General features: G+C 35.1%; 22 protein-coding genes. 19 read left to right on the top strand and 3 right to left on the bottom strand.

Annotated elements, in window-relative coordinates; genetic code table 11:
* Positions 1–142 precede the first annotated feature (142 nt).
* The 16 genes from IRZ99_RS14055 to IRZ99_RS13980 all read left to right on the top strand — a co-directional run bounded on the left by IRZ99_RS14055 (position 143) and on the right by IRZ99_RS13980 (position 19,672).
* Positions 143–1,360, top strand: a complete 1,218-nt coding sequence (locus IRZ99_RS14055; protein ID WP_194657868.1) for an efflux RND transporter periplasmic adaptor subunit — start codon at positions 143–145, stop codon at positions 1,358–1,360.
* A gap of 11 nt (positions 1,361–1,371) precedes the next feature.
* Entirely contained in the window at positions 1,372–4,539 is a 3,168-nt protein-coding gene (locus IRZ99_RS14050) for an efflux RND transporter permease subunit (RefSeq protein ID WP_194657867.1), read from the top strand.
* 130 nt (positions 4,540–4,669) lie between these two features.
* A complete protein-coding gene (locus IRZ99_RS14045) occupies positions 4,670–6,088 on the top strand; it encodes a TolC family protein (protein ID WP_194657866.1) in 1,419 nt (472 codons plus the stop codon).
* Positions 6,089–6,651: 563 nt separating this feature from the next.
* The gene (locus tag IRZ99_RS14040; RefSeq protein ID WP_194657865.1) at positions 6,652–7,032 is read left to right on the top strand and encodes a DoxX family protein; all 381 of its coding nucleotides are present in this window, start codon (positions 6,652–6,654) and stop codon (positions 7,030–7,032) included.
* An 11-nt stretch (positions 7,033–7,043) separates the two neighbouring features.
* On the top strand, positions 7,044–7,253 hold the full coding sequence (locus IRZ99_RS14035) for a hypothetical protein (protein ID WP_194657864.1): 210 nt from the start codon (positions 7,044–7,046) through the stop codon (positions 7,251–7,253).
* Positions 7,254–7,334: 81 nt separating this feature from the next.
* Positions 7,335–7,721: a VOC family protein gene (locus tag IRZ99_RS14030; protein ID WP_194657863.1), complete on the top strand. Its 387-nt coding sequence runs from the start codon at positions 7,335–7,337 to the stop codon at positions 7,719–7,721.
* A gap of 9 nt (positions 7,722–7,730) precedes the next feature.
* Entirely contained in the window at positions 7,731–8,240 is a 510-nt protein-coding gene (locus IRZ99_RS14025) for a DinB family protein (RefSeq protein WP_194657862.1), read from the top strand.
* Positions 8,241–8,277: 37 nt separating this feature from the next.
* On the top strand, positions 8,278–8,745 hold the full coding sequence (locus tag IRZ99_RS14020) for a DUF1440 domain-containing protein (protein ID WP_194657861.1): 468 nt from the start codon (positions 8,278–8,280) through the stop codon (positions 8,743–8,745).
* A gap of 335 nt (positions 8,746–9,080) precedes the next feature.
* Positions 9,081–10,160: a pesticidal protein Cry7Aa gene (locus IRZ99_RS14015; RefSeq protein WP_228519090.1), complete on the top strand. Its 1,080-nt coding sequence runs from the start codon at positions 9,081–9,083 to the stop codon at positions 10,158–10,160.
* Positions 10,141–12,411 carry a glycosyltransferase gene (locus IRZ99_RS14010; protein WP_194657860.1) on the top strand — a complete coding sequence of 757 codons (2,271 nt, stop codon included), beginning with the start codon at positions 10,141–10,143 and terminating at the stop codon, positions 12,409–12,411. Before IRZ99_RS14015 ends, IRZ99_RS14010 begins: the two co-directional genes overlap by 20 nt.
* A 270-nt stretch (positions 12,412–12,681) precedes the next feature.
* Positions 12,682–13,446, top strand: a complete 765-nt coding sequence (locus tag IRZ99_RS14005; protein ID WP_194657859.1) for an ABC transporter permease — start codon at positions 12,682–12,684, stop codon at positions 13,444–13,446.
* A complete protein-coding gene (locus tag IRZ99_RS14000; protein ID WP_194657858.1) occupies positions 13,443–14,231 on the top strand; it encodes an ABC transporter ATP-binding protein in 789 nt (262 codons plus the stop codon). The genes IRZ99_RS14005 and IRZ99_RS14000 overlap by 4 nt, the downstream gene beginning before the upstream one ends.
* Positions 14,232–14,256: 25 nt before the next feature.
* A complete protein-coding gene (locus IRZ99_RS13995) occupies positions 14,257–15,111 on the top strand; it encodes an MlaD family protein (RefSeq protein WP_194657857.1) in 855 nt (284 codons plus the stop codon).
* 17 nt (positions 15,112–15,128) lie between these two features.
* Positions 15,129–17,939 carry an AsmA family protein gene (locus tag IRZ99_RS13990; RefSeq protein WP_194657856.1) on the top strand — a complete coding sequence of 937 codons (2,811 nt, stop codon included), beginning with the start codon at positions 15,129–15,131 and terminating at the stop codon, positions 17,937–17,939.
* Between the two features lie 6 nt (positions 17,940–17,945).
* A complete protein-coding gene (locus tag IRZ99_RS13985; RefSeq protein ID WP_194657855.1) occupies positions 17,946–18,476 on the top strand; it encodes a low affinity iron permease family protein in 531 nt (176 codons plus the stop codon).
* Positions 18,473–19,672, top strand: coding sequence for an FAD-binding oxidoreductase (locus IRZ99_RS13980; RefSeq protein ID WP_194657854.1), 1,200 nt, complete (start codon positions 18,473–18,475; stop codon positions 19,670–19,672). The genes IRZ99_RS13985 and IRZ99_RS13980 overlap by 4 nt, the downstream gene beginning before the upstream one ends.
* A gap of 208 nt (positions 19,673–19,880) precedes the next feature.
* Here the strand turns inward: IRZ99_RS13980 and IRZ99_RS13975 are convergent, their stop codons facing one another.
* Positions 19,881–20,912: an AraC family transcriptional regulator gene (locus IRZ99_RS13975; RefSeq protein ID WP_194657853.1), complete on the bottom strand. Its 1,032-nt coding sequence runs from the start codon at positions 20,910–20,912 to the stop codon at positions 19,881–19,883.
* A 207-nt stretch (positions 20,913–21,119) separates the two neighbouring features.
* On the opposite strand from IRZ99_RS13975, the gene IRZ99_RS13970 reads away from it, so the two are divergent.
* Together IRZ99_RS13970 and IRZ99_RS13965 are read left to right on the top strand one after the other, a co-directional pair.
* Positions 21,120–21,608: a DNA-deoxyinosine glycosylase gene (locus tag IRZ99_RS13970; protein ID WP_194657852.1), complete on the top strand. Its 489-nt coding sequence runs from the start codon at positions 21,120–21,122 to the stop codon at positions 21,606–21,608.
* Positions 21,609–21,967: 359 nt separating this feature from the next.
* Complete coding sequence (locus IRZ99_RS13965; protein ID WP_194657851.1) at positions 21,968–22,402, top strand: DUF6526 family protein; 435 nt, start codon at positions 21,968–21,970, stop codon at positions 22,400–22,402.
* A 575-nt stretch (positions 22,403–22,977) separates the two neighbouring features.
* Here IRZ99_RS13965 and IRZ99_RS13960 read toward each other — a convergent pair.
* Both IRZ99_RS13960 and IRZ99_RS13955 read right to left on the bottom strand, forming a co-directional pair.
* Positions 22,978–24,399, bottom strand: a complete 1,422-nt coding sequence (locus tag IRZ99_RS13960) for an MATE family efflux transporter (RefSeq protein ID WP_194657850.1) — start codon at positions 24,397–24,399, stop codon at positions 22,978–22,980.
* 172 nt (positions 24,400–24,571) lie between these two features.
* Positions 24,572–25,048, bottom strand: coding sequence for a MarR family winged helix-turn-helix transcriptional regulator (locus tag IRZ99_RS13955; protein WP_194657849.1), 477 nt, complete (start codon positions 25,046–25,048; stop codon positions 24,572–24,574).
* A 170-nt stretch (positions 25,049–25,218) separates the two neighbouring features.
* Between IRZ99_RS13955 and IRZ99_RS13950 the strand changes: the two genes are divergently transcribed.
* On the top strand, positions 25,219–26,133 hold the full coding sequence (locus IRZ99_RS13950) for a hypothetical protein (protein ID WP_194657848.1): 915 nt from the start codon (positions 25,219–25,221) through the stop codon (positions 26,131–26,133).
* The last annotated feature ends 92 nt before the right edge of the window (positions 26,134–26,225 follow it).

The following is a 26,225-nucleotide window of genomic DNA, read 5'->3' as shown; positions in this document are numbered from 1 at the left end:
TAATTTAGTAACCTTTTTTTACTATTTACTTAACAGTGATAAATAATTTAATACCGATTTCTCAAGGAATCGTAATGGGCTCACTATATGGAATTTTGCGCCTTTTAACTTAACAACGTTAGATAATTTAATTCAATTAAACATGAATACCCAGAATGCCAGATTACAAAAGATTTTAACTCAAATGAATGTCCAACAAATTAAAACCAATATGAAAATGAAAAATGTAATTATAACCAGTTTTATTCTGGCACTTGTACTAAGTAGTTGTGCAGATAAAGCGCAGGCTCCTGCTCCGGCAGCTCCACTCCTGCCAGTTTTAGCAATTCAAAACTCTGATGCTGTTACGGATGCTGAATATCCAGCTTCAATACAAGGAACTGTAGACGTGGAGATTCGCCCACAAGTAAGCGGAAACCTTGATCGCGTTTTAGTAGATGAAGGTGCTTATGTAAATAAAGGTCAAACTTTATTCAAAATAAACGAACGTCCTTTCCGTGAGCAATTAAACAATGCTTTGGCTAGCCTTCATGCTTCTGAAGCGGCTTTAATAAACGCTCAGTTAGAAGTAGACAAATTAACGCCTTTAGTTCAAAACAAAGTAGTTTCTGATTATCAGTTGAAAACGGCTAAAGCTTCTCAAAAAATTGCTGCTGCTAATATCGAGCAGGCAAGAGCAATGGTCGCATCGGCTAAAATTAATTTAGGATATACTAATGTGACAGCCCCTGTTAGTGGTTACATAGGAAGATTGCCTAAAAAACAAGGAAGTTTAGTTTCGGCTACTGATATTGAACCGTTAACCAAACTTTCTGATGTACATGAAGTTTTTGTTTACTTCTCTCTTGGTGAAACTGATTTCATCAAATTCAAAACACAATATGCAGGAAATACATTGGGTGATAAAATCAAAAAATTACCTCCTGTAACTTTGATTTTGGCTGATAATAATGCTTATGCACAATCAGGAAAAATTGATATGGTAGATGGTCAATTTGATAAAAACACCGGTGCAATTACTTTAAGAGCAACTTTCCCAAATGCTAACGGAACGCTACGTTCTGGAAACACAGGAAAAATTCGTTTAGGAATCAATCACGACGATGCGATTCTGGTACCACAATCGGCTACTATCGAGATGCAGGATAAGGTGTTTGTTTATACCCTGAACAAAGGAAATAAAGTAAACAAAATGCCTATCACGATTATCGGTAAAAGCGGAACTAACTATCTTATTGGTGAAGGTGTAAAATCTGGCGACCAAATTGTTTTAAGCGGAATCGACAAACTTCAGGAAGGACAAGTGATCCAACCTCAAAAATCGACTGCTGAAGTTGCCCAAATAATTAACAAAAAATAATTTTTACGACAATGTTCAAAATATTTATACAAAGACCTGTACTGGCAACCGTAATCTCCATTTTATTGGTGATCCTGGGTGTACTTGGACTTACAAAATTGCCTTTACAACAGTTTCCTGATATTGCGCCTCCCTCGGTTTTGGTTACGGCGGTTTATCCGGGAGCGAATGCCGAAACGGTTTTACGTTCGGTTGCACCATCTCTGGAAGAATCTATAAATGGTGTTGAAAACATGACATACATGAGTTCAACAGCGAGTAACGATGGTACACTTGCGATTACTGTTTTCTTTAAATTAGGTACAGATGCTGATCAGGCCGCAGTTAACGTTCAGAACAGAGTTGCTCAGGCTACAAGTCAGTTGCCTGCAGAGGTTGTTCAGCAAGGTGTAATCACAGCGAAACAACAAAACAGTTTCATCATGGCGATTGGTATGTACACAGAAGACGAATCGAAATACGATCAGACTTTTGTTGCCAATTATGCTCAAATTAATATTATTCCGGAGATTAAACGAATTCCGGGTGTAGGTTCTGCCAGTATTTTTGGTGGAGTTAAAGATTATTCGATGAGAGTTTGGTTAAACCCAACTCAAATGTCGACTTACAATGTTACGCCAAATGAAGTTATGGCAGCGATTCAGGACAAAAGTTTAGAAGCTGCTCCGGGTAAATTTGGAGAAAGAAGTAAAGAAGTTTTTGAATACGTAATTAAATACAAAGGGAAACTTACTAAACCGGAGGATTATCAAAACATTGCCATTCGTTCGAATGCAGATGGTTCAATCCTTCGCTTAAAAGATGTTGCCAGAGTGGAGCTTGGTGCTTACTCTTATAACAGTTTAACTCGTTTGAACGGTAAAAAAGGAGTTGTAATTGGTGTTATTCAGTTAGCAGGTTCTAACTCAAATGAAATTCAGATTGCCATTAATAAATTGATGGTGAAAGCCTCTAAAGATTTCCCACAAGGAATAAAACACAATATTTTCTACAGTACAAAAGTATCTCTTGACCAATCGATCGAACAGGTTGAACACACTTTGATTGAAGCTTTTATACTGGTATTTATAGTTGTTTTCATCTTCTTGCAGGATTTCAGATCAACATTAATTCCGGCTATTGCTGTACCTGTAGCAATTTTAGGAACGTTCTTCTTCATGCAGTTATTCGGCTTTTCGATCAACCTTTTAACGCTTTTCGCTTTAATTCTGGCGATTGGTATTGTGGTGGATGATGCGATTGTCGTCGTCGAAGCCGTGCATGCGAAAATGGAGCACAAACATCTGTCTCCAAAAGTAGCCACACATGAAGCAATGCACGAAATAACGGGTGCTATTATCTCGATTACGCTGGTAATGGCTGCTGTATTCCTGCCGGTCGGTTTTATGGAAGGTTCAACCGGGGTTTTCTATCGTCAGTTTGCCTTTACAATGGCGATTGCAATTGTAATTTCAGCCGTAAACGCTTTGACATTATCCCCTGCCCTTGCTGCTTTATTCTTAAAAGATAATCACGCTGCACACGAAGGAGATGCTCCATACAAAAAACAAGGATTTAAAGAGAAATTCTTTACCGGATTCAACAATAGTTTTGAAGCATTGACCAACCGTTATGTTGGCGGATTAAAATTCTTAATTCGTAACAAATGGGTTAGTTTAGGTGGATTGGCCTTAATTACTTTCGCTACGATTGTAATGGTGAAAACTACTCCTGCCGGATTTATCCCAACAGAAGATCAAGGTTTTATTGCTATTGCTGTTAATACGCCTTCCGGAACATCATTAGATGGAACTCAGAAAGTAATGACTGAAGCAGAAAACACTTTGAAAAAATTGGATGCATCACGATTTGTAACTGCTATTTCTGGTTTCAACTTATTGACGAATTCTACAAGCCCATCATCAGCCGTTGTTTTCGTATTGCTTAAACCAAATGAAGAACGTGGCGAGGTTAAAAATATTGACGAAATCATGAATCAGGTTCGTGGCCAATTGGGTGCGATTTCAGGAGGAAGCTTCTTCGTATTTAGTTTCCCAACTGTTCCCGGATTTAGTAACGTTGAGGCTTTAGATTTAGTGCTTCAGGATAAAACCGGAGGTAAACTGGATAAGTTTAGTGGAATCTCACAAAACTTTATTGGAGAAGTGATGAAACGCCCTGAAATTGCTGTAGCCTTTACCAGTTTCAAAGCAGATTATCCTCAATTACAATTGGATATCAACGATGAAAAAGCCGATCAGTTAGGTGTTAAAGTAAAAGATATCCTTCAAACAATGCAGGCTTATTTTGGTAGCGCACAAGCCTCTGACTTCAATAGATTTGGTAAATATTACAGAGTTGTAGTTCAGGCCGATATTGCCGACAGAGCAGATCCGTCAGCTATTGACAGAGTTTTTGTGAAAAACAAAAATGGCGAAATGGTTCCGATAAATACTTTAGTTAAACTAAGCCGTATTTATGGTTCTGAAACCGCTTCGAGATACAACTTGTTTAATTCGATTTCGATTAATGCGATTCCGAAACCAGGATTTAGTTCCGGAGATGCGATTAAAGCAATTGAAGAAGTAGCAGCTCAACAATTACCTGCAGGATATAGTTATGAATGGTCAGGACAAACTCGTGAAGAAATTTCTTCCGGAGGTCAATCGGCAACTATTTTCTTACTGTGTTTGATATTCATCTATTTCTTACTTGCCGCACAGTACGAAAGTTACATTTTGCCTTTAGCAGTAATCCTATCTATACCTGCAGGAATTTTTGGAGTATTCGTAGCCATTGGTTTAACAGGAATTGAAAATAACATTTATGTACAAGTTGCATTGGTAATGTTAATTGGATTGCTCGCCAAGAATGCGATTTTGATTGTCGAGTTCGCCGTCCAAAAACGAAAATCCGGACAGGCCTTGGTTAAAGCTTCTATAGATGCAGCCAAATTACGTTTACGTCCAATTATCATGACGTCACTGGCTTTCGTAGTAGGATTAATTCCGATGATGAGTGCCAAAGGACCATCGGCACAAGGTAACCACTCGATTAGTATTGGTGCCGCCGGGGGTATGATTTCAGGAGTAATTCTAGGGTTGTTGATCATCCCGGTATTATTCATCGTATTCCAACATTTACAAGAAAAAGTTAGCGGAAAACCGGTAGCCGTAGTTCATAACGAAGAAGAAAAATAAATATGGAAAATTATATAACGACAATTCTGGTGGCCATAATATTTGGCATCGGCTATATATCGTACAGAATCTCAAAAGATCTTGAAACTAAAAAAGATACTTGTACAGAAATTTAATGACAAAATATAAAATGAAAAAGTATATAACCAAAATCGTGATGGTCGCTATTTTGATCACCACATTGATATCCTGTTCTGTTTCGAAGGATATTGAAACTCCAAAAGATGCACTTCCTGAGAATTTCAGGAATGCATCGGTTTCAAAAGATACGACGAGTATTGCCGATTTGGAGTGGAAAAACTTCTTTACAGAAAAAGATATTATCAAGCTAATCGATGAAGCAGTGATCAGAAATAACGATTTACAAATCGCTACTAAAAACATCGAAATTGCACAATACCGATTTACACAATCAAAATGGAACAATGTTCCTCAGATTAATTTGGGTGTTAATGCCAGCACAAGCAATCCGTCAGACAATAGTTTTACAGGAAAAAACCTTGGACAGGCTTTGGGTCAAAACCATATTAATGATTTCACAGCCGGAGCAACACTTTCATGGGAAGCTGATATTTGGGGTAAAATCAAAAATCAGAAAAAAGGGGCTTATGCTGAATATCTTCAGTCTGAAGAAGTAAAAAAAGCGTTGCAGACCACTATTGTTGCCGATGTCTCTAAAGGATATTACAATCTTTTGATGTTGGATGCACAATTGGAAATTGCCAAACAAACCCTGAAACTAAATGACAGTACAACTAGTATCATCAAACTAAAATATGATGCTGGTCAGGTAACTTCATTAGCAATTCAGCAATCGGAAGCGCAGAAATTAAACTCAGCGCAATTGATTCCGTTATTGGAGCAAAACATTGCGATCCAGGAAAATGCTTTGAGCGTACTGACAGGATCTTTTCCGGATTCAAAAGAAAGAACGATTCGTTTGAGTACTATTGCTGTAAAAAACAACGCTGCTGTCGGAATTCCGTCTTCATTAGTAAGTAGAAGACCTGATGTAAAAAGCGCCGAATTGGCTTTAAAAGTAGCTAACGCGAATGTTGGAATCACAAAAGCAGATTTCTATCCAGCCTTGAGAATTACGGCGCAAGGTGGTGTGAATTCATTCGAAACGAGTAACTGGTTTACTATTCCGGCTTCTTTATTCGGTACTGTTGCAGGAGGTTTAACACAACCTTTATTCAACAATAAAAGAGTAAAAACAGAATATAATATCGCTGTTGTTGAAAGAGAAAAAGCTGTGATTAATTTCAGACAGTCTGTTTTGGTAGCTGTTAGTGAAGTTGCTGATGCTTTGGTTGCTGTTGAAAAATTACAACAACAAGAAGCTTTCTTGCAAGAACGTGTAAAAACGTTGCAACAAGCGATTAAAAATGCCAATTTGTTATTCAAAAACGGAATGGCCGAATACCTTGAAGTACTTTCTGCGCAAGCAAGTTTATTGCAAAGCGAATTGGAATTAGCTGATATAAAAAGAGCACAACTTTCTGCCAATACCGAGTTATATCGTGCATTGGGCGGTGGTTGGAGATAATACCCGTTTTAATTATTTATTTGAGATGACGCTGTGAGACTTAGGTTTTGCAGCGTTTTTTTTTGCCACGAAGGCACTAAGGCACGAAGCTTTTTGAACGCAGATGACGCGGATTCGCAAGCGAAAACACGGATTGTTGCGGATTTTTTTTATATATTTCATTATGCTCATTTTTGTCATCCCGAGGTACGAGGGATCCCCGCGAGTAGCTCGACAAAGATTGGCGATTTTGATTGTGGAGTTTCTTTTGTGACCCTTCGTTCCTCAGGGTGACAAATCTTTGTGGTTACTTTATTTAAAAAACCTCTCGCAGATTCTGCAGATTTAGCAGATTTCTTGCTTCTTTCCTCTATATTCTATTTTCTATGTTCTATGTTCGATTCTCTTGCTTCTTTCCTCTATCCTCTCCTTCTCAAAATCTAAAATCAACACTCTAAAATCTAAAATCCCAAATTCTGTCCCAAATGCCCCTAAAATAGTCGTAAATAACTATTCCGTAAGAAAAATAACATTAGTAGATTTGTATAAATAATTAACTGATAACTATTTAAAACAAAAACAACATGAAAAAAGCAAAGATTATTTTCTGGATTACTACAACTATTATTTTCTTGTTTGAAGGTGTTATGCCTGCACTAACTTCTCAGACTGAATTGGCTAAAGAAGGAATCAGACATTTAGGCTATCCTGAATATTTTGGAAATGCTTTAGTTGTATTTAAAATACTAGGAGTTTTAATTTTGGTGATTCCTTCAATTCCTAAGAATGTAAAAGAATGGGCTTATGCCGGATTTGGTTTTGACTTTATATTTGCTTCTATAAGCCATTTCGCTGTAGACGGAGTTAATTTTCAGTCTTTCTTCCCGCTAATCTTTTTAGTGATTTTGGCTATTTCATATCATTATTATCATAAAATCGAGCGCTATAAAAATATTGCGTTATAAACTTTTAAGCAATGATAGAAGTTTTCAAAACAAATGTTCATGAAGTCGAGCAATCTATTTTGATTGTGGGGAAACTTCTTGAGGATTTTCCAAACAGTGCTATCAATTTTGATCTGGAAGATTGTGATAAAATCCTGCGTATTCATGGTGCTTCCATTTCACATAAAAAAATCATCGAACTTCTTGATTCGTACGGTTATCACTGTGAAGTGCTTTTGTAATAAAAACATAATCATTTGGTTTTTAATTATTTAATTTAAAATTGTAAATTTGGGTAATCACTAATCATCAAATCATACCAAATGAATATTCCTAAAAATCATCAAACCGTAATGCCGTATTTAATTTTAGCTGGCGCATTAAAGTTTATCGACTTCACAAAAAACGTTTTTAATGCTACTGTTTTACACGCTCCTCAATTACGTGACGACGGAACTGCATTGCATGCTGAAATTAGCATTCACGGTAGTACTATTATGTTTGCGGACACCACTAGTGACTGGAAACCACAAACGGCAAATTTATTTGTTTATGTACCTAATGCTGATGAAAGTTTCAAAAAAGCACTTGAAGAAGGCGCAACAGAATTGATGGGATTAAGTGATCAGGAATATGGCCGAACTTGTGGCGTAACAGATCCTTTCGGAAATGTCTGGTGGATCACATCAGTAAATGAATTCACAATTTAAATCAAAAAGATGAAAACAACTCTTCAAACCAACATTGTCGAAACATTCAAAAATTTAAGCGAAATCCATTCTAAGTTTTCTGAAACCGACCTAAATAAGGTTCCATATGAAGGAAGCTGGACAGCCGGACAAACCACGCAACATATTCTAAAGGCCAGTTCTGGTTATGCCGCCTTATTTTTAGGGAAAACAGAAAAAACGAATAGAGAACCTGATTTATACATCAAAGATTTGAAAGCACTATTTTTGAACTATGATATAAAAATGGAATCTCCGGATTTTCTACTACCTGAAATCATCGATTATGATAAAAAGGAGCAAACTTTAGCACTGCTCAATAGAGAAGCTGATTTATTGACATTATCAGCAATCCATGATTTAACATTGACTTGTCTTGATTCTAAACTTCCAGGTTATGAATATTTTACTATTCTGGAATGGATTTCCTTTGCGCTAATTCATACACAAAGACATACTCATCAATTGAATGAAATTTATAAAATATTGAACAAAGCTTAAAACCAAAACTTTCCAAACCAAACCACAAAATTATTATATGAGATCAAAAAGCGGAACAATATTTTTATCTGGTTTAATTGCCGGCACTCTAGACATGCTTGCAGCTATTATAGTTTATGCCGTTGTCCTGCAAAAAACAACTGCCATTAAAATCCTGCAATCTATTGCTTCGGGAATATTTAAAAAAGATGCTTATTCCGGTGGTTCACAAATGGCCTTATATGGTTTATTATTACATTATTTTATAGCCTTGACTTTTGCCTGGTTTTATTTCACCATTTATCCCTATTTCACTTTTATTAAAAAGAATACTTTATTATCGGGTATTTTCTATGGAATTTTTGTCTGGATCATAATGAATCTCGTGGTTTTGCCAACAGTATTTCCAGTCCTTCCGGAAAAACATCTGGATTTCCCTTTGATTTTATCCATTCTGATTTTAATATTCTTCATCGGAATTCCGATTGCCTTTATTACTAAAAAACATTACTCTTACCATCGTTAGAAGTTTTCAGTCGGATTAACAGATTCAACTTGAAACTTGAAAACCTGAAACTTTCAAACCTGAAACTTAAAACTTACATAAATAGAACTTTTAATGCCTAAAAAAAGCGAAACTAATAATCTGGTTTCGCTTTTTTGTTAATAGCATAAAATGATTCAACGTTAACGTTAATTTATCACGTCAACACCTTATAAACCAGTTTTTTACATTAATTTTATAATCCCCCTCTTCTTATTACATAATTCCCACATCAATCCTTTTGAGTCAATTTTTTGATCGATTGGATTAATTATGCCTCTATTCGTAAAGTAATTTTATCAAATAAATGGAAACATATGGAATTAGCAGCAACGGAAACTTTAATGGCTACAAAACACGGCGTGATCTTAGAAAAGACAGATCGTGCTTTTGAAGAATTAGGGGTTTTAAATCCTGCTATTTATCAGGATGGAAATACCGTTCACATGTTTTACAGAGCTGCTAAGAAAGGTAATTTTTCAACTATTGGGTATTGTCGTTTTGAAGGTCCTACAACTTTAGCAGAAAGACATAAAGAGCCCATTTTTGAACCTGAATATATTTATGAAATTCACGGTGTCGAAGATCCGCGAATTACTAAAATTGATGATAAATTTTATATGACATATGTTACCTATGATGGTATCAATACTAGTGGGGCTCTGGCGACTTCAAAGGATTTGACAAAATTTAAAAAGAAAGGAATTATTACGCCTAAGTTCATTTTGCATGATTTCAGTAATCTGATAAAAAATCATTTACAAAATCCAAGTATTGCAAAAATATTGGCTGTTAATACTGCTAGAAATTATCCGTTAACAGTAACAATGAAAGAACATTTATTGGTTTGGGATAAAAATGTAGTGCTGTTTCCAAAGAAAATAAATGGAAAATTTGTGGGTTTACATCGCTTATTTCCATCGATTCAAATTTTCGCTTATGAGAAAAAACGAGACTTGACTCCGGAATATTGGAAAGATTATTTAAAAAACCTGCCTGACCATATTGTGATGGAACCAGAATACGATCATGAAACAAGTCATATTGGGCCGGGTGCACCACCTATCGAAACCAAAGACGGATGGTTATTGATTTATCATTCAGCAGAAAAAAGAGAAAAAGGATTGGTTTATCATGCTTCTGCAGCATTATTAGACCTTGAAAATCCACAGAAAGTTATAGGCAGATTGTCAAAACCAATTATTACGCCTGCAGAACATTACGAACGACATGGTTATGTAAATTATGTGGTTTTCCCAACAGGAACAGCCATTTTTGATGACCTTTTATATATTTATTACGGTGCCGCCGATGACAAGATTGCGGTGGCTTCTTTGAACCTAAACGACTTATTAACGGAACTAAAACAGAATCTCCATGAAAACGATATCAAATAAATCGAAAATAGTCTTCCTATCAACATTTCCACCAACGCAATGTGGAATAGCTACTTACACGCAGGATACCATTAAAGGAATTACAGATGTTTTTGGCAAATCAGTAACTTGTGAAATTTGCGAATTGGTCAATGAGCCAAAAGCAAAACCAACACAGGCTTTTACCTTAAACACAAAAGATAAAGCCGAATATGCTAAAGTTGCCGAACAAATCAATAATGACAAATCGGTAAAATTGGTTCATATTCAACATGAATTTGGCTTGTTTGGAGGAAATTATGGCGATTATTTGCTAGACTTTTTAAACGTAATTAAAAAACCGCTTACTTATACTTTTCATTCTGTTATTCAAAATCCGAATAACGAATTGAAAACCTTTGTAAAATTATTGTTGAGTTACAGCAACTCAGTTTTCGTAATGACCAATCAATCAAAAGAAATTTTGATGAGAGATTACGATATAGCTGACGAAATAATTAGTTTGGTACCACACGGAACGCACATTGTGATATATGAAGCACCGCATCAGGCAAAAGAGAAATTTGGATTTCAAGACAGAAAAGTGCTTTCTACTTTTGGACTATTGGGTGAAGGAAAAAACATTGAAACCGGACTTCAGGCTTTGCCAAAAATTATAGAAAAAGAACCAAACGTTCTATATTTAATTATTGGAAAAACACATCCAAATTTAATTAAGGATGGCGTTGATGCATACCGCGATAAATTGGAAGGTATTGTTGAAGATTTAAATTTAAAAGATAATGTACGTTTTATAAATCAATATCTTGATACTAATGAACTGTTGGATTATCTGAAAGCAACTGATGTTTATTTGTTTACTTCAAAAGACCCTAATCAGGCAGTAAGTGGCACTTTCTCTTACGCAATGAGTTGTGCTTGTCCTATGGTGGCTTCCAAAATCCCGCATACTTTAGAAGTTTTAACTTCTGACTGTGGAATTCTGGTTGATATCGGAGATGTGAATCAATTTGCCGAGCAAACAATAAAGTTACTTGCTGACGATAAATTAAGAGAAGAGATGGGAATTAATGCGTTTACAAAAATGCGTGCCTCATCTTGGGAAAATGTAGCGATCACGCACATGAACACCTATAAAACCCTAATGGATAATACAGATGAAATTAAATTCACTTATCCTTCAATTCAGTTAAGACACATTAAAAAACTGACTACTGATTTAGGAATTATACAATTCAGTAAAATCTCGATTCCGGATCTTGAATCAGGTTATACATTAGATGATAATGCACGTGCGCTTATTGCTTTTTGTATGCATTACAAATTGACAAAAGACAAAGATGATTTACCCTATATTTTAATTTATTTGGATTTCATTGAGCGTTGTCAAAAACCAAAAGGGAATTTTATCAATTATGTCGATCAGGAAAACAGAGAACATATTGAGCAAAATGCCGAAGTTAACCTGGAAGATTCAAATGCAAGAGGTTTATGGGCATTAGGAACTGTGGTTTCAATGAGTGATATTTTACCAGAATCAATTTCTAAAAAAGCATCAAAAGTTTTATTGAATTCTTTAAAATGGGCAGAAACTATTCAGTCACCACGTTCTATTGGTTTTGCAACAAAAGGACTTTATTTATATCATACCGCTGTTCCAAATTTATATGTTGCAGCAATTATCAATAAACTGAATGCAAAATTACTTTCTAACTACGAAATTCACGCTTCAAGTGATTGGAAATGGTTTGAAAATTATATGACGTACGGAAATGGTATTTTACCAGAATCTATGTTGTTTGCTTATCTGGTAACCAACAAACCAATCTACAAAAAAGTAGCCATGGATTCACTGGATTTCTTAATGTCGAAAATGTTCGTAGATAAAAATTTCAAAGTAATATCTAACAATGGATGGCTGCACAGAGGTGAAGAACCAAAAGAATATGGAGAACAACCTATTGATGTTGCTTATACAATTCATACGCTTAATTCGTTTTACGATGCTTTTGGAACACCAGAATACAAACATAAAATGAAGATGGCCTTTAACTGGTTCTTAGGAAAAAATCACCTGAATCAAATTATGTATAATCCGGTAAGTGGCGGAGGTTATGACGGATTGGAAAAAGAAAACGTAAATCTAAATCAGGGTGCAGAATCAACAGTGTGTTACTTAACATCCCGCTTAATAATGGAAAACCTTAAATCATCTGACACTAAAGTTATTCCATTAATGAAATCAAATTCAGGTGTAGCAATTAACTCTTAACTATAATAGCGATAATAAAACTGGCCAAAACGCTATAACCCAGGAAATCCCTTTTTTTCGAAAGAGGGATTTTTTGTTTTTATAATGATCCGCTAACGTCGTTTCTTTTTAATTATTGTGCTGCTCAATGTTAATTATATAAAGTTCCTACAAAGTTGTGTAATGTATTTTGTTTGGTTATAAAATAACTTTATTACTTGAAAATCAAGACATAGTCAATTTTACAAAAAGCTGATTTATAAAGGGTTTCAAACAAAAACTAGAACATTTATGATTCTCACTTTACGAAATACATTCACCGAAATAGGAAATGCAACCTTGTTTGCAAAGCAGTTTTTTAAGGAAGTTTTTGTCCCTCCTTATGAGGCCAAAGAGCTCTTGAAACAATGTTATATCATTGGTTATAAATCACTACCCTTGGTTGCCATAACAGGATTTATAATGGGATTGGTACTAACACTGCAATCTAGACCAACATTAGTCAAATTTGGAGCTGAATCCTGGTTACCGGGAATGGTTGCGCTTTCGCTGATAAGAGAAATTGCGCCGGTAATTACTGCATTGATCTGCGCGGGGAAAATCTCGTCTGGAATTGGAGCCGAATTAGGTTCAATGAAGGTAACAGAGCAAATCGATGCGATGGAAGTTTCGGCAATTAATCCATACAATTATTTGGTAGTAACAAGAATATTAGCCTGTACGTTAATGGTTCCGTTATTAGTTTTTTTTGCTGATGCAATCGGAATTCTGGGCGGTTATATTGGTGTTAATATTCATGGTGATGTAAATCTTTACCGTTATATGACGCAAATCTTTCAGTCACTTGAGTTTTTAGATTTATTTCCAGCCACAATCAAAACATTTTTCTTCGGATTTTTTATCGGAATGATTGGATGTTATAAAGGATTTAATGCTGCAAACGGAACAGAAAGTGTTGGTAGAGCCGCAAATTCAGCAGTAGTTACGGCATCTTTAGCCATTTTTATTTTAGATATGGTCGCAGTTCAAATAACCGATTTATTTTTTGTACAATGATTAAAGAGAAAGAAAATATAGAACCAAAAACCAAGGCAACAAAAGAAAAAAGCAAAACCCCTATGATTGAAATCAAGGATTTGCATAAGACTTTTGGTAAAGACAATAAGGTCCTGCAAGGCGTGAATCTGACCGTAAACAAAGGTGAGGATTTAGTGATTCTGGGACGTTCCGGTTCAGGAAAATCAGTTACGATCAAATGTATCGTAGGTTTGATTGAGCCTGATAAAGGGGAAATTAAAGTCTTTAATGAAAATGTATTAAACCTGAGTAAAAAAGATTTAAATGAAATCAGAGTCCGCATTGGGTTTTTATTCCAAAGCGGCGCTTTATACGATTCGATGTCGGTTAGGGAAAATCTGGCCTTTACTTTAAGAAAACACAAAAGTGAATTGACTGCTGAAGAAATCGAAAGTGAAGTAATAGAAGCTTTGGATAATGTAGGATTGGCCGATGCCATAGATAAAATGCCATCAGAATTATCAGGAGGAATGCAGAAAAGGATTGGCCTTGCCAGAACCTTAATCTTAAAGCCTGAAATTATCTTATACGATGAGCCTACAACAGGTCTGGATACGATTACATCAAGAGAAATCAGCGAATTAATATTAGACATCAAACACAAGCAAAAAACGACATCTATCATTATTACACACGATATGGCTTGTGCAAAACTTACCGCCGACCGCATTATGGTTTTGAAAGACGGAAAGATACACGCTGAAGGAACATACGAAGAACTAGAAAAAGACGAGGACGAATGGGTTCGTTCTTTTTTCGAATAACCAAAAAAATAAACTATTAGAAATCATGGAGAAGCAATCTGGATATACTTGGAAATTAGGAATGTTTGTAACAATAGGCTCGCTGCTTTTTATATTGGCAGTTTACTTTATTGGAAAACAAAAAAACCTTTTTGGTTCAACATTCAACATTACCTCACAATTTAAAAACGTGAGTGGTCTGGAGGTTGGAAACAATGTACGTTTTTCAGGAATTAATATCGGAACGGTCGAAGAAATCAGGTTGATAAACGATTCATCCGTTGTCGTTTCAATGGTCATAAAAGATGAAGTCCGCGAATTTATCAAAACAGATGCCCGTACCAGTATTGGTTCTGATGGATTAATGGGCGATAAAGTCTTAACCATTTCTCCCGGAGTAAAATCTACAAAAGAGGTTGAAAATGGAGGGCAGTTGGCTTCTATGCAGGGTATCGAGATGAATGACATTATGAAAAGTGTTAAAAAAAGTATGGATAACGTAGGCGTTATTTCTGAAGAGTTAGCCATTTTCAGTCACAGTATGAATAACGGAAACGGTGCTTTGGCAAGATTGGTCCGTGACGATAAAATGGCAGCCAGTGTTTCAAATACGCTGTCTAACTTAGAATCCGGTACAAAAGGATTTAGTGAAAATATGGAAGCGGCAAAAAGCAATTTCTTATTTAAAGGCTACTTCAAGAAAAAAGAGAAACAAAAAGAAAAACAAGCCGAAGAAGCGAAAGAAAAAAAAGAAGAGCAAGCTGAAAAAGCCGCTAAAGAAAAAGAAGCAAAAGAGAAAGAAGCAAAAGAAAAAGAGGAAAAAGCTAAGGAAGAAAAAGCTAAAGAAGAAAAGCAAAAAGAAGAAGACGCTAAAAAAGCGGCCGAAAAAGCTAAATCATAAACTTTGAATAAAATGTCATGAAAGCCTCCTATAAAAATATAAGCCTGAAAATCCTGAAAATAACGGGAATAGTAATAGCAAGTATCTTGCTATTATTGTTTTTAATTCCGTTACTATTTCCAGGACAAGTCGCAGCCGAAGTAAAGAAAATTGCCAACGAACGTCTGGATACTAAAATGGATTTTTCGAAATCCAGATTGTCATTTTTTACGCATTTTCCGTCATTAACTGTTTCACTGGATGATTTGTCGATGACAGGCTCAGCGCCCTTTAGAAATGATACTTTAATTAAAGCAGAACAAGTTGCATTTGGTATTAATTTGAAAAGATTGATTTTTGACAATGAAGTAAAAATCAATAAACTGTACGTTTCTAAAGCGATGATTAATGTGATGGTCAATCAAAAAGGACAAGCCAACTATAACATTTATATTTCTGATCCTAAAAACATAAAAAAAGAAGATCAACCGGAAGAAGGAACTGCAATTCGATTAGAACGAATTGATCTTAAAGATTGCCACGTAAAATACAATGATCGTTCGGCTAAAATTCTGGTAGATGCCAATGGTTTCAATTATGTCGGAAAAGGAAATCTGAGCGAAGATATTTTCGACTTAAGCACCGATGCTGACATTGATAAACTAGATTTTTATTACGACCGAACCGGTTATGTGAGAAGAAAAAAAGTCCACGCCGATTTAATTACCAGAATTAATACCAATGCGCTTTCGTTTATTCTTCAAAAAAACGAATTGCAAATCAACAAATTACCTTTAAAATTTACCGGTTTATTTACCATTTTGAGAGATGGTTATAAAATTAATATCAAAGCCGCTTCGGAAAATACTACCGTAAAAGATTTGCTGTCTGTTATGCCACCGGAATATTTGACCTGGTTAGACGAAACAGAGATTTCAGGCCGAAGCGATTTACTTTTTACTTTTAAAGGAAATTATAATGTCGCTAGGAAACAAAAACCAAATTTAGCCTTCAATCTTAAAATTGATCAAGGTGCCATCAATTACCAAAATGCACCGGTTCCGTTGACGGATTTTAATATGGATTTGAATGCGCTGTTGCCAGAGCTTGATCCTGAAAAATTGATAATCAATTTGAGAACTTTAAAATTTAAAGTGGGCGAAAAAGATTATTTCAATGCTTATTTACGCAGCAAAGGACTTAGTGAAATGACGGTCGACGCCAGCGTAAAAGGAGCATTAGATTTAGCAGTTGTTGATGCTGCAATTGGTTTAAACACAATTGATTTAAGAGGGATTTTAAAAACAGACATTAAAGCCAGAGGCCTTTTTAGTATGTCAAAAAAATTATTTCCAAAAACAATCGGAGGAATTTCTTTGCGTGAGGGCTGGCTAAAAACCGACTCCTATCCTAACCCTATTACTGATATTACGTTTGTCGCGAATGTACTAAACAAAGCCGGAACTTTTCAGGATTTAATTGTAGCCGTGGCGCCAGCATCTTTTGTTTTTGAAGGCAATCCGATGTATGTAAATGCTACTCTTTCTGATTATGGTGATCTTGCTTATAATGCCAAAATAAAAGGCGAATTGAATGTTGGCCGAATCTATCAGGTATTTTCTCAGAAAGGTCTCGATGTAACGGGTTATGCAAAAGCAGATCTTTCCTTGAAAGGAAGACAAAGTTATGCAACTACGGGGCAATACGATAAACTTGATAATCGAGGAACTCTCTTGTTGAGAAATATCAAAGCAACGTCAGAATTATTTCCAAAAGCTTTCTTTATCAAACAAGGAAATTTCCGTTTTCAGAACGAGAAAATGTGGTTTGAAAAATTCTATGCTTCTTATGGAAAATCTGATTTTGATATTAACGGATATCTTCTGAATACCATAAATTACTTTTTAGAATCGCATGGAACTTTAAACGGGAATTTCAACATGAGATCAAAACTGATTAATGTTGATGAATTTATGGCGCTTGAAAAAGGCGAAAATACAGACCGAAATCTTGAAGTGGAATATGCCAAGGAAGATCATCCAAAAATGAGCGGAGTTGTTATTATTCCGAAAAACTTGAATGTGGCACTTACTGCAAATGCAGATAAGGTCGAATATAACGGATTGGTTTTAAATAAGCTTTCAGGTAAAGTTGGAATTGCAAAAGGAGGTTTCTTTTTAGAAAATACCACTTTTAATATTATCGATTGCATTTTAGGAGTTGACGCTACTTATAAAGACGAAACACCAACTTCGGCGCACTTTGATGCACATTTCACAGCCAAAGATTTTAGCGTACAAAGAGCCTACAAAGAAATTCCGATGTTTCATGATATGGTAACGGCTGCCGAAAAAGCGGAGGGAATTATTTCTGTTGATTATACTGTTAAAGGAGATTTAGACGGAAATATGAGCCCGATTTATGCATCGCTCGAAGGAGGCGGAACTATAAATTTGCGTGATGTTCAGGTTAAGGGATTAAAATTATTTGACGGAATTAGTTCGCAAACAGGACAAAAAGGTTTAAATAATCCGGATATGAAAGGAATTGAAATCAAGTCGACCATCGATAATAATTTAATTCATATTGAGCCTTTTACCTTTAGCGTATCGAGTTTTAGACCGACTATAAAAGGTACAACAAGTTTTGACGGACTATTAGATTTGAGAATGCGATTAGGATTACCACCGGGTGGCCTTATTGGTTTTCCGATAGTTATTACCGGAACACATGAAGATCCTAAAATAAAAATTTTCAGTAAAACCGGTCAAAAAATATACGATGCTATTTACGACGAAAAAAATAATAAAGTCGTTCGGGAAGAAAAAGTAAGCAAACGAAAAAGTTAAACCAAAATGGAAAATAAAAAACCTAAGGGCAATAGTGCCTTCGAAAAATTTGCAACCCGTGTTTCAAAAGCAGCGGGAAGTACTCCAGCATTTATAGGTGCCTTTATAATAGTTGTTGTCTGGGCAGTATCAGGTCCAATTTTCGATTATTCTGAAACCTGGCAATTGGTAATTAATACCGGAACAACGATTATTACCTTTCTTATGGTTTTTTTAATTCAGAAAGCGCAAAATAAAGATTCGCTTGCCATTCAATTAAAATTAAATGAATTGATTGCTTCAAATGAATATTCAAGCAATAGTTTAGTTGATATAGAAAGTATGACCGAAGAAGAAATGATTATCGTTCAGAAATATTATCAAAGACTAAGCGAATTGGCTAAGAAAGATGAGAGTATCAGAACTTCACATTCTATCGCAGAGGCACATGAACAACACGAGCGTAAAGACAAAAACAGAAGCCAACAAAAATCCACCAGAAAAACTGTTTCACCTACAAAATCTGCTAAAGCTGCAAAAAAAACCTCTAAGAAATGAAACTTCGATCAACAGAAACGTTCTGGCCTTTAAAAAGCGCTATGAGATACAGTTATCCGTCGATTGATGATGATTTAAATACTGAAATTTTAATTATTGGTGGCGGAATAACAGGCGCCCTTATTGCCTATAAATTAATAAATGAAGGTAAAAAAGTTATCCTTGTAGATCGTCGTGACATCTGTAACGGAAGTACGGCTGCGAGTACCGCATTATTACAATACGAAATCGATGTTTCGTTGCATGAACTTATCAAATTAAGAGGTTTAGATTGCGCTGTTGACAGTTATAAAAATGGTAAACAAGCTATTTTTGATTTGAGAACTATCATAGAAACAATAAAAAGCGATTGCCAATTTGAATTCAAAAAGAGCATTTATTATTGCTCCTTCAAAAAAGATATTCCCTTTTTAAAGCATGAATTCAAAACCAGAAAACAGCACGGCTTTAATGTTAACTGGCTCGAAAAATCAGATTTAAAAAAAATGGGGTTAAACGCCATGGCCGCGATAGAATCCAATACCGCTGCCGTTATGGATCCGTACCGTTTGGCAAATGATTTGCTTCATTATTGTGTTCAAAAAGGCATGCAGATTTTTGACCGAACGAATATTACTTCTATACAAAATCAAAAGAGAAAGCTAATTGCCCATACAGAAAACAGACATCTTATTACCGCAAATCACATTATACATTGCAGCGGTTATGAAAGTACCGAAACGCTTACCGAAAAGGTGGTAGATCTTAAAAGTACATACGTCATTGCTTCCGAAGCTTTGCCTGAAGTACCAAACTCTTTTAAAAACGTTATTTTCTGGGATACAGCTGAACCTTATTTTTATTTTCGTATTACCGAAGATAACCGCATTATTATGGGAGGCGGCGACGAGGAATTTAAGGATCCAAAAAGAAGAGATAAATTATTGCCGAAAAAAGAGCAAATGCTTTTAAGACAATTCCAGAAAAAATTTCCCGATATTAATTTCAAAATTGATTATTCCTGGGCTGGAACTTTTGGAGAAACAAAGGACGGGCTTCCTTATTTCGGAAAACCAAATCCGGATAAAAACGAACATTATGTTTTAGGCTTTGGTGGCAACGGAATCACCTTTAGTGTTTTAGGAATGAACTCTATTTTGGATTCAATTAATAATAAGAAAAATAAGGATTTGGAGTATTACAGGTTTGGGAGGTGAATTAGGTTCAAAGTGGCAGAGGTTCAAAGGAACAAAGGTCTTTTTTTCGCTTTGCTCATTCTTATGAAAATGAGTGCCTAGCCCTGATGGGAGGGAAAATCCTTTTGTGCCGGGGTTCGGCACAAAAGATTTGGAAGGACAGCAGGAAATAGCTCCTAAATAAAACTAAAAACCTATAAACAAAACCTCTGCAACTTTGAACCTGCAATTACGCAGTAATAGCTAAAGGATTCAAATTAAATTTATATTCCTTAGGACTACAATTAAATTTTTGTTTAAAGATTTTTGAAAAGTAACTTCTGCTTGTAAAACCAATGCAGTATACTATTTCTGAGATATTTAGGTCTGAAGTTCTAATTAAAAGCTCAGCTTTTAGAACTCTCATATGCGTGATATAATCGTTAACCGTGCGGTTGTGAATCATTTTGAAACCTTCCTGTAATTTATTTGGAGACAAACCTGATTTCTTGCTCAATGATTTAATGGTAAAAGGCTCTTCAGGAGAATTTTTTATGAATTCTGAAAGTTCTTTTATTTCTTCCATTTCTCTTAAAGTCAAGCAATTTGTATCTTTAGAGAAAGCATTCAAATCGTCTGTATGTTGTTGAATTTCCATTGCCAAAATAATTCTCAAGATACCTTCTTTCAGTAATTTTCTAACAATTCCGGTTTGAGTTACGGCATTTAGCTGTTCAATTTTTTCAGCAATCTGAAGGTTGTAAGAACCCAGATAAAAGAAATCTTCATCGTTACTACTTTCGAAAAACGTTTCTTTTACTTTATCACTCAAAGAATTGTCCAAAGCATAAAGTTGATTATCAGCTTCAGTTCCTACAATAATCAAGGTAAACTTCGTGTTCTTTTCTTTCTCAAAAAACAAAACATTATCCTGGCTTACTTTTGAGGTAGCAATGGCGGTTTGAAAAGTTTTAAATCTTCTCTCCTCTCCCGAAACGCCAAAACTATGCGATAAACTTCCTTGCGAGCAATAGGCAAAATATATTGGTGATGTTTGTACATTCGTAATATCGATTCGAACATCAACAGCAAAATTCATGTCAAATTGTACATATGAAATATTGTCATTGAAAGAAGCCCCAATAATAGATCCTCTTGCAGTACTATTATTAACTTCTAAAGTAAATTCATCTAAATCAGACGTTACCTTTCCTCCAAAATTAGAGTGTAACTGTTCAAAAATAGCGTCAATTTTTTCTGTATTAATAGTAACTGTTTTCATTTTGCGTGTAATTAAAATTGAGATTCAACATTATAGCTTTCAATAAAGAAGGAATTCATAAAGTGGCTGAATACCAGGAAATCTATAACGCCAAAGTTCGTTTACCAAACCCCTAAACTTGTTATATAATTTTTCTAAATTGTTTTATAATTACTTATAAATGATTATTTTAACATTTATAATTTCCGATAACATCTAAATAAGAACATGAAAAGTTTTTCATTCGCCCCCATCACTTCGCAAGACGCTAACATTTTGATTTTAGGCACAATGCCCGGAACAAAATCGTTAGAACTGAATCAGTATTACGGACATAATCAGAATAATTTCTGGAAGTTTATGTTTAATATTCTAAAAGAAGATTTCTCAAACGACTATCAAACCAGAAAAGCACTTTTACAAAAAAACAACATTGCCTTATGGGATGTACTGCAATTCTGTGATCGCATAGGGAGTCTCGACAGCGCCATAAAAAATGAAATAGCCAATGATTTCGAAACATTCCTGGCAGAACATCCAAACATCAAAACGATCCTCTTCAACGGCCAAAAAGCTGCAGCATTTTTCAAAAAATACGTCCACCTAAAAAAAGACTATCACTTAATTACATTACCCTCAACAAGCCCCGCCAACGCAGGAAAATCATTCAATTCAAAACTAGAAGAATGGGAAAAAGCATTAAGCATTAAGCAATAAGCTTTAAGCTTTAAGCAGTAACCACAAAGTCTTGCATCTTCCTTCTTGCTTCTTGCTTCTTTTTAAAAATTCACAATTAACCATTAAGTTGAAATCATATAACAATATCCTCTTAAAATATAACAAGAAACGTTTACAATTAACCTAATTTTACCTCAACGAAATAAAGCCATTGAAACTGATTTACATGAAATTGCGGCTTTTTGAGAAATACAGATAACACTAAGAAAACCCCAAAGCAAATCTTTCGGGTTTAAATATAAGAAACATTGGTTATGTTAGTTTATTTTGAAAAAAAAGCTATTCTATTCATAGGATAGCTTTTCTTTTTTTAACTTTAAACCTAAATCCAAAAAACTATGAAGATTCAAACCTATTACAACCACATACGTTTTTACACTCCCCATCATTTTGTTTATTATCCCATTTTAACAATCTTTCTCATTGCTAGCATTTACTTTGCATGCACGACAGATCAGGCGTTAATTTGGTCCTTTATAAGCGTCGGTTTTATATTCCTGTTTTGTCTTGCCTTTATGTTGCGACAACATTACGCCTTAATTTTGCAAAACCGAATCGTAAGACTAGAGCTTCGCTATCGTTATTTCACCTTAACCGGAAAAAGACTAGAAGAATTCGAATACAAATTAACCGACGATCAATTATTCGCCCTAAGATTCGCACCCGATGATGAATTCCTTCCCCTTCTGGAAGATGCCATAAAAAACAGCCTTCCAGGAGACTCCATAAAAAAAGCCATAGTACACTGGAAAGCCGATTATAATAGAGTTTAAACAATTGCAAAAATCAATGACAATTGCAAAAATCAATTTCAATAAAAAGTAACTCAGGAGTAATTTGAATATTAGCTATTGTCATTATTAATTTTCCTAATTGAAATTTGATATTGAAATTTGATATTGACATTGATATTGACATTGATATTGATATTGATATTTTTGACGTGCCACCTTTTAAGAAAAGGCCCAATCAACTTTGCGTTCATTGGGCCTTTTCTTAAAAGCTGTCGGGCTATCCACGCTACTTCGGTAGCTTCCTCCTATCCCTCACGCAATCCGGTTTTAATAAGAACAATTATAGATTTATAAATTTCGAGGCATTTTTAAATAATAAATAAGAGACGCACTGCTGTGCGCCTCTACGTTAATATCTTATAATTAATTTGGCTAAAGCCCTTCACTACCATCTATTACAAACTCCAGCTAAAGCTGGAGCCTATTCAAAAAACTTAGAACCTCAGCAGCTCAGAACCTCAGAACCTTCACAAAAAAACCTCTGAACCTATGCCCCTTTGTTCCTTTGAACCTCTCAAAAAAAACCTCAGAATCTTAGCATCTTAGAACCTTTTTCACTTCACACTCTCAAATCCTTCCTTCACAATCTCTTTCTCCACCTTATCAATCAACTTATTCGTTTTTCCGGTTAAGCGTTCTTTTTTCCAATCTCCTTTAGCATAAATAACTAACGTGATTAATCCCGTAACAACAGATGAAATAGGAAAAGCCCACCAAATTCCGACTTTACCAAGTGAAGTATTATGCGATAAAATATAAGCTAACGGAAACTGAATCACCCACTGCGAAACCAGAGTCAAAATCATTGGCAGCGTTGTATTTCCAACCGCTCTGAAAACGCCCATTAAACAAAGCTGCAAACCAAGAAATCCCCATGAAAGACACGTAATTCTTAATAATTGAGTTCCTCCTTCGATCACTGCGGAATCATTTGGAACAAAAAAGGCAATTAAATAGGGAGCAAAAGCGTAGGCTATAACCCCAAGTCCGCTAAGCAAACCAAAACCTAGATAACCACCTAATTTTCCAATTTGAGCAGCGCGGGCAATATTTCCAGCACCAATATTTTGACCTACCAAGGTTGCGATAGCCATAGAAAGTCCTAACGCCGGAATCAAAATCAGCTGAATTAAATTAGAACCTGCTCCGTACGAAGCAACCGTTGTTGTACCAAAATGTACAATCAAAAAAGTAATTGCCATCATACCAATAGCACGCATAGATTGCTCTATTGAAGATGGAAAACCTATTTTAAAAGCTTTTTTGATGTGTTTATAATCCGGTTTAAAGTCTTTTAGTTGCAAGTGAATTCCATGTTTTCCTCTAAATAAAATGAAAAAACCAATGACAATTGCTAAACTTTGAGTTGATAAAGTTGCTAAAGCAGCACCTTTTACACCCATTGCCGGAATAAAATTCCATCCAAAAATAAACAACGGATCCAGTGCAAAATTCAGAATAACAGTTCCCAAAACAATATAAACCGGTAAAGTTACACGACCAACCCCACGCATCACCGATTGAAAAATCATAAAACTAAAACTAAAAACCAAGCCAATAAAAGCGACACGCATAAAACCTAATGCGTCACTATAAACTTGCGGTGTAACATTCAGTACCTTCAAAAAGTAAGGACTCAGCCAATAGCCAACAATCGATAAAACAACCGAAACTGTAATAACCATCAGCAAGGTTTGCGCGGCCACATGATTGACCATTTCCTGTTGTCCAGCTCCAAAATATTGCGCAATCAAAATCGAACCTGCAATGGCAAGACCTGTTCCTAAAGCAATCGTTAAAAATATAACCGGCGTACTTACCGACACCGCCGCAACAGCATCTCCACCCAAACGCCCCACCCAAAAAGCATCAACCAATTGATAAGCAGCCTGTAAAAGATTGGCAATCATAATAGGCACCGCTAATTTTAATAATGAAGACAATATCGGTCCTTCTAATAATTCTTTTTTATTCATTTTCTATTTTATAATTTGTTTTCTCTGCCACTGATTACACAGATCAAAAAGATTTTTTATTTAAGAAATCTCTAAAAATCTATAGAATAAACGACATCCTTTTCTTTCTTCTTTACTCTTTATTCTATACTCACCAAAAGTTGACATATCAACCTTTATTCTTCAAAAAAAATTAAGTCTGATCTAATCTATCCGCATAATTTCTAATGGTTTCCAAAGCTTCAACTCTTTCTTTTGCTGTAAAGACAGAAAGTACCTCATCTTCTGATTTTTTCATTAATGTTCGAATAGTTTTAGCCAGTACAATTCCTTCTTCTGTAAGGCTTACTACATTTTTTCGTTTGTCAGTTTTATCTTTTCGCACCTCCAGCAAACTCTTTTTTTCTAAAGCATTAATACTTCTTAAAATCGAGGATTTATCACGCATAGTCTTATCTGAAAGTTCTCTTTGAGACAAATCTTTATGCTGTAAAATCATGATTAGCGGCAATTGTTCTAACTGCAACGTAATTCCGGCTTCGCTCATTAAAGCATTTGTACGACGAAAAAGAGCCTTTTTTATTCGGTGAATCTGAAATAAAAAACTGTCCGCAATTTCAGCACTAAAAGCTTTACCAAATGGTTCTGAATTTGAATTTTTGTCTATCATGATGCAAAATTACAAAAAAGAGTGACATGTCAACTAATTTTAACAAAACCTATAGTTAACTGACTATCAAAGGAATTAATCAAATAATAAAAGCAAAAAAACGAATTGCATGATTTTTTTTGTTAACTTTAATTGTTAAAACTATCCACCAAAACTTAAAAATAAATCTCATGAAAAAATTATTTTCTTTATTGATTATTTCCCTTTTTTGGTTTTCAGCAAATGCTCAAACTACTGCTGAAATCGCTACCGAGAATACTTTATCTGCCGTACAAAATGATTCTGACAAACCTCAGGATTACGATCCTGAAGATCTGCCATGGCATGCAAGACGTTTTAAATTTAACGCTGGTGTTTTTTTTCCCACAAATAGTGCAGAGGTACAAGTAGGTACAAACAATGGTAACTCTGGAAGCCTTATTGATTTTGAAAAAGATTTGGGATTTAATAAAACTACTACATCATTTGCTGGTAGTTTTGAGTGGAGAATCTCCAGAAGATCACGACTTGGAAGTGAGTTTTTCTATCTAAAAAGAACCTCAACTAAGAAACTGGAAAGAGATATCCAATTTGGTGATAATACATACAATGTAAACACAACTATTTCTGCATTTCAGGACAGTCAAATCGCTCGTATATATTATGGATATGCCTTTATATCAAAGCCAAAATATGAAATTGGAGCCCTTATTGGAGCGCATGTTTTATTTGGCGATGTTGGTTTAAAAGTTGAAGGAGAAAATTTACAAGCTGAATATAAAGATAATTTTGACTTTACAGCACCACTGCCTGACCTTGGACTTTGGGCAGAAGTTGTTTTAGCAAAAAAATGGGGACTTTATGTAAATACAAATTATTTCGCCCTAAAAATTAACGATATCGACGGTAGAATATTAAGTTATAACATATCTGTTTTATATAATGTCTACAAAAATTTTAGTTTGACTGCCGGTTATACTGGTTTAAATATTAGAGTTGATGTCGAAAAAGAAAGACTTAACGGATACTTTAAATGGGGATACAACGGTCCAACTTTAACCGCTACCTACTCTTTTGGAAATCATGTTAAACTTTATAAACACTAATTTTTTTGTTTCAAGTTTCAGGTTTCAAGTTTCAGGTTGCTTGACTTTGAGCATAAATTTTACCGCAAAGTTCGCTAAGTTTTTTTTACTGT

It is taken from the genome of Flavobacterium sp. LC2016-12 (assembly GCF_015351595.1).
Taxonomy (GTDB): domain Bacteria; phylum Bacteroidota; class Bacteroidia; order Flavobacteriales; family Flavobacteriaceae; genus Flavobacterium.
The sequence above is the reverse complement of the archived record's forward strand: the minus strand, read 5'-3'. Positions and strand labels throughout refer to the sequence as shown.

What these genes read in the sequence shown, in the direction of transcription:
- IRZ99_RS13970 (WP_194657852.1), top strand. Translation starts at nt 21,120, where the DNA reads ATGAAAAGTTTTTCATTCGCCCCCATCACTTCGCAAGACGCTAACATT.
- IRZ99_RS14025 (WP_194657862.1), top strand. Translation starts at nt 7,731, where the DNA reads ATGAAAACAACTCTTCAAACCAACATTGTCGAAACATTCAAAAATTTA.
- IRZ99_RS14005 (WP_194657859.1), top strand. Translation starts at nt 12,682, where the DNA reads ATGATTCTCACTTTACGAAATACATTCACCGAAATAGGAAATGCAACC.
- IRZ99_RS14035 (WP_194657864.1), top strand. Translation starts at nt 7,044, where the DNA reads ATGATAGAAGTTTTCAAAACAAATGTTCATGAAGTCGAGCAATCTATT.
- IRZ99_RS13995 (WP_194657857.1), top strand. Translation starts at nt 14,257, where the DNA reads ATGGAGAAGCAATCTGGATATACTTGGAAATTAGGAATGTTTGTAACA.
- IRZ99_RS14020 (WP_194657861.1), top strand. Translation starts at nt 8,278, where the DNA reads ATGAGATCAAAAAGCGGAACAATATTTTTATCTGGTTTAATTGCCGGC.
- IRZ99_RS14040 (WP_194657865.1), top strand. Translation starts at nt 6,652, where the DNA reads ATGAAAAAAGCAAAGATTATTTTCTGGATTACTACAACTATTATTTTC.
- IRZ99_RS13980 (WP_194657854.1), top strand. Translation starts at nt 18,473, where the DNA reads ATGAAACTTCGATCAACAGAAACGTTCTGGCCTTTAAAAAGCGCTATG.
- IRZ99_RS14015 (WP_228519090.1), top strand. Translation starts at nt 9,081, where the DNA reads ATGGAATTAGCAGCAACGGAAACTTTAATGGCTACAAAACACGGCGTG.
- IRZ99_RS14045 (WP_194657866.1), top strand. Translation starts at nt 4,670, where the DNA reads ATGAAAAAGTATATAACCAAAATCGTGATGGTCGCTATTTTGATCACC.
- IRZ99_RS14055 (WP_194657868.1), top strand. Translation starts at nt 143, where the DNA reads ATGAATACCCAGAATGCCAGATTACAAAAGATTTTAACTCAAATGAAT.
- IRZ99_RS13955 (WP_194657849.1), bottom strand. Translation starts at nt 25,048, where the DNA reads ATGATAGACAAAAATTCAAATTCAGAACCATTTGGTAAAGCTTTTAGT.
- IRZ99_RS14050 (WP_194657867.1), top strand. Translation starts at nt 1,372, where the DNA reads ATGTTCAAAATATTTATACAAAGACCTGTACTGGCAACCGTAATCTCC.
- IRZ99_RS14000 (WP_194657858.1), top strand. Translation starts at nt 13,443, where the DNA reads ATGATTAAAGAGAAAGAAAATATAGAACCAAAAACCAAGGCAACAAAA.
- IRZ99_RS14030 (WP_194657863.1), top strand. Translation starts at nt 7,335, where the DNA reads ATGAATATTCCTAAAAATCATCAAACCGTAATGCCGTATTTAATTTTA.
- IRZ99_RS13960 (WP_194657850.1), bottom strand. Translation starts at nt 24,399, where the DNA reads ATGAATAAAAAAGAATTATTAGAAGGACCGATATTGTCTTCATTATTA.
- IRZ99_RS14010 (WP_194657860.1), top strand. Translation starts at nt 10,141, where the DNA reads ATGAAAACGATATCAAATAAATCGAAAATAGTCTTCCTATCAACATTT.
- IRZ99_RS13985 (WP_194657855.1), top strand. Translation starts at nt 17,946, where the DNA reads ATGGAAAATAAAAAACCTAAGGGCAATAGTGCCTTCGAAAAATTTGCA.
- IRZ99_RS13950 (WP_194657848.1), top strand. Translation starts at nt 25,219, where the DNA reads ATGAAAAAATTATTTTCTTTATTGATTATTTCCCTTTTTTGGTTTTCA.
- IRZ99_RS13990 (WP_194657856.1), top strand. Translation starts at nt 15,129, where the DNA reads ATGAAAGCCTCCTATAAAAATATAAGCCTGAAAATCCTGAAAATAACG.
- IRZ99_RS13975 (WP_194657853.1), bottom strand. Translation starts at nt 20,912, where the DNA reads ATGAAAACAGTTACTATTAATACAGAAAAAATTGACGCTATTTTTGAA.
- IRZ99_RS13965 (WP_194657851.1), top strand. Translation starts at nt 21,968, where the DNA reads ATGAAGATTCAAACCTATTACAACCACATACGTTTTTACACTCCCCAT.